Source organism: Brevundimonas sp. RM1 (genome assembly GCF_052907225.1).
This window is the reverse complement of sequence record NZ_JBRERY010000037.1, coordinates 1-10,945: the sequence shown is the minus strand read 5'-3', so window position 1 is coordinate 10,945 and position 10,945 is coordinate 1. Positions and strand designations below refer to the sequence as shown.

The window sequence follows — 10,945 nt, the reverse complement described above, 5'->3', positions numbered from 1 at the left end:
GCCCAGCATGTCCGGCGTCTCAGTCGTCATCGAGCGTATAGAGATAGGCCGCTATGTCGCGGGCTTCGGCTTCGCTCAGGGGCATGGGCGGCATGCCGGTGTCGGGCAGCAGCGACGGCGCGTCGCGCACGAAGGCGGCCATGATCGCAGGCTGGTTCGGCAGGCGCCCTGCGATCATCGGCCGCGCCCCGACGCCCGCCAGCGATCCGCCGGTCCGCCCCTGGGGCCAGGCCACGCCGGGAATGGCGTGGCAGTCGGCGCAGCCGCGGCTTTGGATCAGGCGCAAACCCTCGGCCGGGTCGGTCCCCGCCAGGGCGCGCGGGGCGTCGGCCTTGTCCGCACAGGCGCCCAGCCCCAGCAGGCCCAAGGCCGTCAAGGCGGCCCCTATGAAACGCATGGTCCGGACATGATCGCATCGGGCCCCTTTCCCAGCTTCGCCAGAACCAATCCGCCGCATCGCCAGGAGTTCCGCGGAACCGTCGCCGTTAAGCCGGTGTTGGGTCAGAGTGCGCGCCCTGCCCTTCGCCCTGGTCGGATTAGCCCTCGCCGCCTGCGACACCACGCCGGGCGCGACCGACCGCGCGTTCCAGGCTTCCGGCCAGGTCATCGCCATGGGCGGCGGCGCGGGCGGCGCGGGCAACGCCTGCTTCACCTGTCACGGGCTGAACGGCGAAGGCGACGGCGTCTCGTCGCCGCGCTTGGCCGGCTTGGATCAGGGCTATCTGCAAAAGCAGCTGGAGGACTACGCCAGCGGCCTCCGCCCCGACGACGTGATGACCCGCGTGGCCAGGGGTTTGGATCAGGACGCCCGCCGGGAGGTGTCGGCATGGTACGCCGGCCTTCCGCCGCCGGCGCTCCCTGTCTCCAGGGCCGCTCCACCTCCGCTTTGGCTAACAGGGGACGCGGCAAGGGGCATTGTCGCCTGCGCCAGCTGTCACGGCGTCGAGGGACAGGGCGCGGGCGAAGGCCAGCCCTCTGTCAGCGGCCAGCCGACCGCCTACACCCTGGAGCAGATCGACCGCTGGCAGTCCGGCCAACGCCGTAACGACCCGCGCGGGGTCATGGCCGCCGCCGTCCAGCGGCTGACGAAAGAGGAAGCCCGCTCCATAGCCGCCTGGCTGTCGACGCGACCCGCTTCTCCAGGGCGCGCCAGCGCCTCTGCCAGCGCGACCGTTTCGGCTGCAGCTGCGGCGCGACCGGCAGCATCGCGTGAAACACGTCGTCCCGATCGATCAGATGGTGCTTGAGCGCCGCCCCCGCGTGGATAGGGATCATCAGCAACAGGGCCATCACCAGACCCCAGTGCATCCACTCCGCAGCCGCCTCCACCGCCCAGAGCTGGCGGTTGGACAGATCCTGCATCGGCAGTAGCGGCCAGGGAATGAAGCCTGCCGCCGCCAGCTTGGTGTCCCTCGCCGTCGCCGAGATCATCGCCCAGCCCGACAGCGGCAGGCCGAACAGACAGATGTAGAAGACAAAATGGGTGACCCGTGCCGCCGCGCTCTCCCAGCCCGGTTTGTCGGCGTCGTTGATGAGATCCGGCGCGACCAGTCGCCATGTCAAGCGGCCAATCACCAGCAGAAGCATCAGGATGCCGACGGCGAAGTGGACCTCATAGGCCGCCACCTTCTCGCCCCCGACGGGCAGCCGCCCCATCCACCAGCCCCAACCGAGCTGAAAGAAGACCAGACCCGCCATGATCCAATGAAACCAGATAGCGACGGGGGAATAGCGTCCCTCATCATGATGACCAGCGGCCCATTCCAGCGCCTGGGCGATCAACCGGTCGATCATGCGGCGGCCCCGCCCGCTGGCCTGTCCGTCGTCTTCAGCAGCCCGTTGAGACGCCACAAGGCGACGAGTAGATAGGCCGCCGCCGCCGGCGCCCACATGATCAGGCCCGCCGCCTGCTGATCCTCCAGCGGCGTCATGCTCCAGGCCAAGGTGCTGGCGAAATGCGGGGCGTAGAGCGGCTGACCCGCGAACACGATCAGGGCGCCCAGAAGGCCCATCAACAGCATGGCCGCCAACAGAGCGGCCACGGCCGCATGGCCCCTGGCGCTGCGCACCGCCGCCCAGAACCAGACGGCGCTCCCCAGGATGCTGAACTGCATCAGCCAATAGATCCCGTCATGCGACAGAGCCTGGGCGTAGAGTCCGGGCGCGTGCCAGGCCCAGAATACGACCGCCTGCACCGCGGTGGCCGCCGCCAGACGCGGCCGATTCAGCCGGGGCAGACACAGGGCCAGCAAGGGCGCCGCCGCCAGCACCAGCAAAAGGTGATGCAGGGTTCGTGCGGTGAACAGGGCCGAACTCAGCGCGCACAGAGGCGAGATGAAGCCGATCGCCAGCACCGCCATCGCGGCCGCGTAGCGCCCCTTGTCCGGCCCGCGCAGCAGAACCAGCCCCGCGACCGTCACAGCCATCAGAACGGCCCAAAGCATCAAGTCGCCGTTCCAGCGGCTCAGCGCCTCGGCCGGATCGGGCGCGGGCCCGCAATAAGGTGTCCAGACGGCATCGACCATCCTGAGCCAACGCCTGCCTGCAGCGACGGTTCACTGAGCCGGATCACGCCGGACCTGCGCCTCCTAGGCGGAGCCCGGATTCGGGCTGCTTACGGGCGAGATAGAAACCGTTCTCTATGAGGAGACAGGCTGATCGGACAGAAGTGGATCATGATCATCGTGGTTGACGATGCCGAGGCATCCCTTCGCCATTAGGAGGACAAATGCCCGCTCACACCATCCGCCGCATCAGCCGTCTTCGCCATGTGGTGGCGGTCGATCGACACGGCAGCTATTTCGCGAGCGGCGGCGACAATGGGCCTCAGCCAGTCAGCGCTGAGCCGCAGCGTCCAAACCCTAGAGGCGGACCTGGAGGCCACGGTGACACAAGGCTTTACACGACGTCGAACGCATCTTTCGCAGCCCCCTATGCCTAAAGCGCATACCCCGCCGCTCGGCTGAGGCCGACAATCTCAGGTGTTGATGACGCGACCCAATCTGAAAAGATTGCTCGCTGCCACCGAAGCAGAGGCGGCGACGGCAGCGAGACCGTCGGGAATCCCGTCATTCCAAAAGCGAAACCCTCCGAGAGGCTTCGGAGGGTTTCGTCAGACTTGATTTTTATATCAGTGACTTATCAGCGCTTTCTCAAGCGTTGTAGAAAGCTCCAGACAGGCCTGAATCATTCCCACTCCATGGGTTTGGAGGAGATCAACGAGGCGTTCGAACTGATGCACGAAGGCAAGTCGATCCGCACGGTCATTCACTACTGACCCGCCGATCCCAGGCGCCTCTGGCAACACCAGTCATCGAGGAAGTTCCGGATGACCAGTCCGGTTATCTGGGGTGACGGCATTTTCTTCCCCCTCTTCTCGACGCCGCCAACATCGACCGTTCAGTCGCGTTCTAAGACGCGGCGCTAGGCGCTCGGATTGACAGGCCAGCCGTCATCATGGCCCGACCCCGGCCATGATGAAGCGCGCTCTGGCAACTGGCAACGTGTCGCGATGCGGTAACAACCGCCGAAGTGCAATCGCTACATGCCGATGCGGCACGGACCAGGGCCGCCTGGCCCAGGCGCTTACCAGCGGAGTGTGTGTGGCCTGCTCGCGCGACCCAACGGGAAAAATGGTTTTGTCGTAACCTTTGTCTCATGCTGGAAAAATATTTCAAAGGTTCCGAACATCGAGCCAGCCTGGCCGTTGGATGTATTGAGTCGGAAATGCATTCATCTGTTACCCCGACCATAATGAACCACGGGCCGCACGGGCGGATATGGCAGGAAGACCGAATTGAAGGACAGGGATATACACGCGACGACGCCCGCCACCGATCATGGGCATGCGGGACCGCCCGCTTGCGTGCAGGTTCGCGGCGCGCGCCAGAATAACCTAAAAAATGTGGACGTCGATGTACCGCGTGACGCCTTCGTGGTGTTCACCGGCATATCGGGCTCGGGCAAGTCATCGCTCGCGTTCGGCACCCTTTATGCCGAAGCCCAGCGGCGTTATCTGGAATCGGTTGCGCCCTATGCCCGTCGCCTTATCGACCAGGCCGGCGTGCCGGAGGTCGACACGATCGACGGATTGCCGCCTGCGGTCGCGTTGCAGCAGCAGCGCGGCTCGGCCAACGCGCGATCCTCGGTCGGCAGCGTGACGACGCTCTCCAGCCTGGTGCGGATGCTCTATTCCCGCGTCGGCGAATATCCGCGCCATCAGCCCATGCTCTATGCGGAGGATTTCTCCCCCAACACGGTCGCGGGGGCCTGCGCGACCTGCCACGGCATCGGCCGCGTGTATGACGCGACCGAAGAGACGATGGTTCCTGACGACAGCCTCACCATTCGCGATCGGGCGATCGCCGCCTGGCCGACCGCCTGGCATGGCCAGAACCTGCGCGATATCCTCGTTTCGCTCGGCTATGACGTCGACACGCCGTGGCGCGACCTGCCGAAAAAGGATCGCGACTGGATTCTCTTCACGGAAGAGGCGCCGACGGTGCCGGTCTATGCGGGTCTGACGCCCGAACAGACCCGGACGGCGCTCAAGCGCCGCGTGGAGCCGAGCTACCAGGGCACCTTCACCGGCGCGCGCCGCTATGTGCTGGAAACCTTCGCCAACACTAAAAGCGCGCTGATGAAGAAGCGCGTCTCGCAATATATCATCGGCCGCGATTGCCCGACCTGCAACGGCAAGCGCCTGAAGCGCGAAGCCCTGTCGGTCAAATTCGCCGGCCTCGACATTGCCGAGTTCGGCGACCTGACGGTGCTCAAGCTGAAGGACTTGCTGATGCCCGTCGCGCATGGCGAATATGGGGCAGTCTCCGACACCTCAAAGGGCCATGTTCTGGAAAAAGCGGTCCGCGATGCAGCGGTCGAACAACGGATTGCGGCGGGCGGCTCTGCGCACAAGAGCGCGCCCGACGTGCGCCGTACGCCCAATCTCTCCGACGAGAAGCGGATCGCCGCCCAACGCCTCGCCTGCGAATTGATCGAGCGGCTCGAGCCTCTGATCGATCTTGGCCTTGGCTACATTTCGCTCGACCGCAGCACGCCGACGCTCTCCTCCGGAGAGCTGCAGCGCTTGCGGCTTGCCACCCAATTGTCGTCACAGCTTTTCGGCGTGGTCTATGTGCTTGACGAGCCTTCGGCGGGGTTGCACCCGGCAGATGGCGAAGCCTTGCTCACTATCCTCGAGCGTCTCAAGGCGGCGGGCAACTCCCTGTTCGTCGTCGAACATGATCTCGACGTGATCCGCCGCGCGGAATGGCTCGTCGATGTCGGGCCAGGAGCCGGGGAGAAGGGCGGTGAAGTCCTCTACAGCGGGCCGATAGAGGGGCTTGCCGACGTCGAAACTTCGATCACCCGACGCTACCTGTTCGCAGAGCCGCTTCGGAGTGAGCGCACACCGCGCGATCCCAAGGCATGGCTACGCCTGGAAGGGATCAGGCGGAACAATCTCCATGGTCTCGACGTCGAGTTTCCCATCGGCTGCTTCACCGCTGTCACCGGCGTTTCGGGATCGGGCAAATCCAGTCTTGTCAGTCAGGCTCTGCCCGAACTTGTCACGGAACACCTCGGCGGCTCCCCCGTGGCCGCGGAGGAGGATATCGATCCGCTGCTCGATGTTGTTCAGAACGATACTGAAGGACGCATTATCGCGGGCATGGAGCATGTTCGCAGGCTGGTGCGGGTCGATCAGAAACCGATCGGCCGCACGCCGCGCTCAAACCTATCCACCTACAGCGGCATGTTCGACCATGTGCGACGGATCTTCGCTGATACGCCGCTCGCCCGCCGGCGGCGCTACAGCCCGGGCAGGTTCTCGTTCAACGTCGCGCAAGGCCGCTGCCCTGTTTGCGAGGGCGAGGGATACGTCATGGTGGAGCTGCTTTTCCTGCCGAGCGTTTTTGCGCCCTGCTCGACCTGTCACGGCTCTCGCTACAACCCGCAAACACTCGAAGTCGAATGGAACGGGCGCAATATCGCCCAGGTGCTCGAACTGACGGTCGACGATGCGTGCGATTTCTTCGCTGGCGAGGCATCTGTGATGCGCTCCCTCGAAGTGTTGCGGGAGATCGGTCTTGGCTATCTGAGGCTCGGACAGCCGGCGACCGAGCTGTCTGGCGGGGAAGCGCAGCGCATCAAGCTGGCGACTGAACTGCAACGCGCCCAGCGCGGCAACACGATCTACATCCTGGACGAGCCAACTTCGGGGCTTCACCCCTCCGATGCCGACCGGCTGATGCAACACCTGCAGGGCCTCGTCGACGCCGGCAATACGGTCGTAGTCGTCGAACATGACATGCGCGCCATCACGCAGGTGGATTGGATCATCGATCTGGGACCGGGGGCCGGGGAAGATGGCGGCCGTATCGTTGCCAGCGGTGTCCCTGGCGTCGTTGCGGAAGCGGAAGGCAGTCTCACCGCCCCCTATCTCAAAGCGGCGCTGTAGGTCGTAAATATGGACGAACGCATGTTCGATCAGATGCATCTCGACCACACGCTGGAATGGATCAGATCTGGAGGCGGGAGCCGGCGAGGTGTCACCGGGGTTAACGCGGCTTAAGGGTTTGAGTGCCCGTCGGATGCGCCGTGTTCGTGTGATACGCGGCGTGGCGGACGGCCAATCGTTGGCCATCCGCCACGCTTGCTTTGTGCGGACCTTCTCCAGGGAGAGAGCCCTCACATGGTTCGTCGAAACGCCCCGTCTTAATTCCCTGCTGCGAGCCCTGCGCCCACACCTGCCGCGACTTGCTCTACGAGTTTGGCACAGAAGGCGGGCAAATCATTGGGGTCGCGGCTGGTCACAAGGCCGTTGTCGAGCACGACCTCCTCATCGGTCCATGTAGCGCCGGCGTTCTCGATATCGACCTTCAGCGTCGGGTAGGACGTCAAGGTGCGACCCTTAAGCACGCCCGCCTCGATCAATGTCCAGGGTGCATGGCATATCGCGGCAACCGGTTTTTTCTGATCGAAAAAAGCCCGGATGAAATCAATTGCCTCGGCGCTGCCGCGCAGCTTGTCGGCACCGACCGTCCCTCCGGGCACAACTAGTCCGTCGAAATCGTCGGCTTTGACATCGGAAAACGTCTTGTCGATAGTATAGCTGCCGCCCTCGTCAAGGTCGCTATTGACTGTGCGAGCCACGCCCGCTTCAAAACTGACCACGGTCACTTTGCCGCCAGCCTCCTCGATAGCTTGCTTGGGCTTCGAGAATTCTGGCTCTTCCGTCCCGCGGGGCGCGATCAGAACGGCAACTGATTTGCCTTCTAACGTCATAATCTATTCCCTATTCCGTTGAAGACTACGGTCAGGTGGTCGGCTTAAGCACCACCTTTGTCCATCCATCATCGCGCGCATCGAAATGCTTGTAGGCGTCTGGCGCCTGATCGAGCGGCAGTCGGTGCGAGATGATTTGAGCAGGATTGGCCCGGCCATGCTTAATGAGGTTCATCAGCCGCCGGTTATAATGCTTTACATTACATTGCCCGGTGCTGATCTTCTGCCCCTTGAACCAAAAGTTGCCGAAGTCGAACGCCATCTTGCCTTCCTTCTGGAGATCGTCTGGCGCATTCGGGTCTTCCGGAATGAACACGCCGACGACGCCGATGCCGCCGGTGGCCTTCGTGCTTTTGACGAGGCAGTTCATCGTGTAATTGCTGCGCTCCTTGCCGTGGCGATCGCAGCACTGGTATCCGACCGCCTCGACCCCGCGGTCGGTCCCGAGGCCGCCGGTTGCATCTAGGATTTGCTGGGCGGGATCGCCCTTGCGCATGTCGATCGGGATGGCGCCGATCGCCTCGGCCAGCTTCAGGCGATCATCGTGGGAATCGACCACGAAGATCTGAGCGGCACCGCGGATTTCCGCGGAGTGCGCGGCCATCAAACCGACCGGACCAGCGCCGTAGATCGCGATGCTTTCGCCGGGCAAGAAACCCGACAACTCGACGCCATGCCAACCCGTCGGAAAGATGTCGGAGAGCATGACATAGTCATCCTCCTTCTCCTCAGCGTCCTCGGGCAGCTTCAGGCAATTGAAGTCGGCATAAGGTACGCGCATCATCTCGGCCTGACCGCCTTGCCACGGCCCCATCTCGGCAAAGCCATACGCTGCGCCGGCGGTTCCAGGATTGGTCGTGAGGCAAAAACCCGTCAGACCGCGTTCGCAATTTTCGCAGAACCCGCAACCGACGTTGAACGGCATGCAGACGCGATCGCCCCTCTTGATACGATCTACGGCAGCGCCGACTTCGATGACCTCGCCAAGGTTTTCGTGACCGAAGACCCTGCCCTTCTCAAAGCTGGTACGGCCCTCGTACATGTGAAGGTCGGACCCGCAAATGTTGGTCGTGGTCAGCCGGATGATAACATCGGTCGGCTTTTCGATCTTGGGATCATCGATGGTATTGACGGAAACGTCTTTGGGCCCGTTGTACACGACAGCTTTCACGGATCTTCTCCTTTTGTAGCTCTGCTCTGGGCGTCATCAAATCGAGAGCTTGCTGATGATCCGGACCAGCGCAAAGCCGCATAGCATCGCATCTTTCCAACCGATGTCTGTCTCCTAAACCGCCTGATGCCTGAGCGGTTCCTTCCCGTTCGGCAGTTCTCGGATCGATTTACGGCGGCTTTTCGATTGCCTGGGCCAGGACGATCTAAAAAAGCGGCAGATTGATGACCTCAAGAAGTTCCTGCGAAACCAACGGCGCCATGATAACGCAACACATCAACGCCGACTTATCAACAGCAGCATCAAAAGGCAGGATAAGTGCAAAAGACAAGGCCATCCACTATCGCGGATGGCCTGTCGTATTCTTCTATTTAGTTCCAGAGCCGGCCGGGCCGTCCATTCCCGGCGGCAGGCGACCCTAATCGTGCAGGTCGTACGGCAGCTTGGTGTGCCGACCGCTCCGCTATTTCGCGGCCAGCAGGGTGAACTTGTGAATCTGCGGCGGTTCCGAGAAGAGTTCTTCCGCCTTCTCCATCAGCGCGGCGGCAACCTTGCCGTCAAGATGGGCCTGCCGATCCTCCTCTGTGTCGAACGTATCGAAGATCGCGTACGCACCGGGACCTTCCTCGATCGCATACCAGGTCAGAGTGCCCGGCTCGGCTTGAACGAGCGGCAATGCCGAGGTCAGGAAATTGGCGACATCGCTCTCTTTACCGGGTTTGGCCTTCAGTGGCACGTACAGCGCGAGTTTGGGCATTATCGACTCCTCAAGTTAAACGGACAGATATCATTCGGCAGAGTAATGGACGAGCGGGCCGGTACGTTCCCCATGAGGCGGAGCACACGCGGCCCCGCCTCCTCGTCGAAATCAGAACTGCTGTGCGGTCGGCCGGATGACGATCGCGTTGACGTCGACGTCATCAGGTTGTTCGACAGCGAACGCGATAGCACGCGCCACCGATGCCGCTGGGATGGCCTGCTTGTAGAAGTCGAGCACCGTCTCGGCTGCCGTGCCAGACGTCGTGAACTTCAAATCGCTTTCGACGGTTCCGGGCTCGATCGACGTGACACGGACCTTTTCACCCACCTCGTGGCGCAAGCCCTCGCTGATCGCGCTGACCGCGAACTTGGTACCGGAGTAGACCGTGCCGCCTGGTGCGAAGACCTGCGATCGGTCGTCGTCTTCAAATCCCGTCTGATCGGCGAGGCCTCGTGAGGCAGCAGGGCGGCGCCGACCGCCTTGATCGCCGCGAGAGGGCTTCATCCGGCGGGGCCTTGTCTCCTGCCGACCCATCGGTTTCCGACCCGGGCGCCAGATGACCGGGGCGGATGCGCGAGGCCGCCTGGCAGATTCCTATCGGACCGCTCGGGCCCAGGATTTTCCACTGTTCCCCCAAGACGATGGCGACACGGCCACGCCGTTCAATACCTATCCCTTCCACGCGAGGTTCAACGATCTCGAAGCGGATTGGGCCTTCTCGGAGCAGCGGCGTCGCCTCGTGCAGAATCTCGAGCGTGTCATCGCCAAAACGCGAGGGATCGGCGTCAAGCCGATGGCGCTCTTGATCGGAGGGAGTTTTGCCGATCGATCCAACGCGACCCCGGAGGACATCGACGTGGTGATCTACTATGTCGCTGGTGCGACCGGCAGCGCTGGTCACAGGCTCGCGACTCTCGAACGTGACGCGAAGCGGAACGGCCGGATCGACTGCCGCATGATCCCGATCGATGTCGACCTCTCATCACCATTCGCGCTACGGCCTTCTTCTCCATTCTCTATGCAATGGAGAAATCCAGCCGGAAGGTACGGCGCGCGCCCATCTACGTCGACCTGACCGGCGTCCCGTGATGCCGCACCGCATGTTGCGAGGAGCACAGGCTGCTCGCCCGTATTTCGCGCGCGGGTATTGGTCAGGACTGCAGCGATGTTTCTGAAGTTCTGCTGGTGAGCGAACAATCAAACGGCGAGTCTCGGATTAGAAGCCTTCCAGGGCCTACCCGGTTTTTTAAAAGCACGCGGTGGGAATGGCCGCAGCGTAGCCATCGAGAAGGCGTCGAGACTGTCCTGAGACTCAAGGACCAGAGTTATATCTGAGTCTAGAGTTCTCGGTTCTACCAAGGGTTTCACTGGGCCATAGCCCCCTAAGCGGCCTCTACCAACGTCCGTAACGAGTCACAAGTCGCTATGGGCTCCAAACGCGAAGCTGACATCTGTGTCGGCTCCTGACCAACGATAAGCTGCGTTTGTGGGCAGCGCTGACAACGCCTGAAACACCGGAGCGAAACTTGTCTAGCTGTGCCCCATCTGTGCCCCAAAAACCAATTTTGCGAGCTGGCAATAAAAGTAGAGCTAGCCAAGCACCAGTTTTTAAAGAAGAAAAATGGTACGCCCCCTCGGGCTCGAACCGAGGACCCTCTGATTAAAAGTCAGATGCTCTAACCAACTGAGCTAGGGGCGCACATCGCGTTTGCGAAGAGGCGCGGAACATA

At 62.5% G+C, this 10,945-nt stretch carries 10 protein-coding genes, 1 tRNA gene and 1 pseudogene; 4 read left to right on the top strand and 8 right to left on the bottom strand.

All coding sequences use genetic code 11. The features are described from left to right. Positions 1 to 19 precede the first annotated feature (19 nt). Positions 20 to 397, bottom strand: coding sequence for a c-type cytochrome (locus ACU5AP_RS15510; protein ID WP_446681483.1), 378 nt, complete (start codon positions 395 to 397; stop codon positions 20 to 22). Positions 398 to 611: 214 nt separating this feature from the next. Between ACU5AP_RS15510 and ACU5AP_RS15505 the strand changes: the two are divergent. Further along, a pseudogene (locus tag ACU5AP_RS15505) lies at positions 612 to 1,067 on the top strand (c-type cytochrome); the annotation flags it as partial. Here the strand turns inward: ACU5AP_RS15505 and ACU5AP_RS15500 are convergent. Both ACU5AP_RS15500 and ACU5AP_RS15495 read right to left on the bottom strand, forming a co-directional pair. Beyond that, positions 1,060 to 1,794 (bottom strand): cytochrome b, encoded by a 735-nt coding sequence (locus ACU5AP_RS15500; RefSeq protein WP_446681482.1) that lies wholly within the window; start codon positions 1,792 to 1,794, stop codon positions 1,060 to 1,062. The pseudogene ACU5AP_RS15505 and the gene ACU5AP_RS15500 sit on opposite strands and share 8 nt — an antisense overlap. Continuing rightward, positions 1,791 to 2,525, bottom strand: a complete 735-nt coding sequence (locus ACU5AP_RS15495; RefSeq protein ID WP_446681481.1) for a cytochrome c oxidase assembly protein — start codon at positions 2,523 to 2,525, stop codon at positions 1,791 to 1,793. Before ACU5AP_RS15495 ends, ACU5AP_RS15500 begins: the two co-directional genes overlap by 4 nt. Positions 2,526 to 2,768: 243 nt before the next feature. Here ACU5AP_RS15495 and ACU5AP_RS15490 point away from each other — a divergent pair, with 243 nt between their 5' ends. Both ACU5AP_RS15490 and ACU5AP_RS15485 read left to right on the top strand, forming a co-directional pair. Further along, complete coding sequence (locus ACU5AP_RS15490) at positions 2,769 to 2,966, top strand: LysR family transcriptional regulator (RefSeq protein ID WP_433934019.1); 198 nt, start codon at positions 2,769 to 2,771, stop codon at positions 2,964 to 2,966. 830 nt (positions 2,967 to 3,796) lie between these two features. Further along, a complete protein-coding gene (locus ACU5AP_RS15485) occupies positions 3,797 to 6,457 on the top strand; it encodes an excinuclease ABC subunit A (RefSeq protein ID WP_446681480.1) in 2,661 nt (886 codons plus the stop codon). 257 nt (positions 6,458 to 6,714) lie between these two features. Here ACU5AP_RS15485 and ACU5AP_RS15480 read toward each other — a convergent pair whose 3' ends face one another. The 4 genes from ACU5AP_RS15480 to ACU5AP_RS15465 form a co-directional block, all read right to left on the bottom strand. Continuing rightward, entirely contained in the window at positions 6,715 to 7,284 is a 570-nt protein-coding gene (locus tag ACU5AP_RS15480) for a type 1 glutamine amidotransferase domain-containing protein (protein ID WP_313635286.1), read from the bottom strand. Positions 7,285 to 7,315: 31 nt separating this feature from the next. Then, the gene (locus ACU5AP_RS15475; RefSeq protein ID WP_446681479.1) at positions 7,316 to 8,455 is read right to left on the bottom strand and encodes a glutathione-independent formaldehyde dehydrogenase; all 1,140 of its coding nucleotides are present in this window, start codon (positions 8,453 to 8,455) and stop codon (positions 7,316 to 7,318) included. A 463-nt stretch (positions 8,456 to 8,918) separates the two neighbouring features. Further along, complete coding sequence (locus tag ACU5AP_RS15470; RefSeq protein WP_062106251.1) at positions 8,919 to 9,212, bottom strand: putative quinol monooxygenase; 294 nt, start codon at positions 9,210 to 9,212, stop codon at positions 8,919 to 8,921. Between the two features lie 111 nt (positions 9,213 to 9,323). Then, positions 9,324 to 9,719, bottom strand: a complete 396-nt coding sequence (locus ACU5AP_RS15465; RefSeq protein ID WP_446681478.1) for an SDR family oxidoreductase — start codon at positions 9,717 to 9,719, stop codon at positions 9,324 to 9,326. Between the two features lie 52 nt (positions 9,720 to 9,771). Here ACU5AP_RS15465 and ACU5AP_RS15460 point away from each other — a divergent pair, with 52 nt between their 5' ends. Then, positions 9,772 to 10,290, top strand: coding sequence for a DUF6932 family protein (locus tag ACU5AP_RS15460; RefSeq protein WP_446681477.1), 519 nt, complete (start codon positions 9,772 to 9,774; stop codon positions 10,288 to 10,290). Between the two features lie 547 nt (positions 10,291 to 10,837). Here ACU5AP_RS15460 and ACU5AP_RS15455 read toward each other — a convergent pair. Continuing rightward, a tRNA-Lys gene (locus ACU5AP_RS15455) sits at positions 10,838 to 10,914 on the bottom strand. Between the last annotated feature and the right edge of the window lie 31 nt (positions 10,915 to 10,945).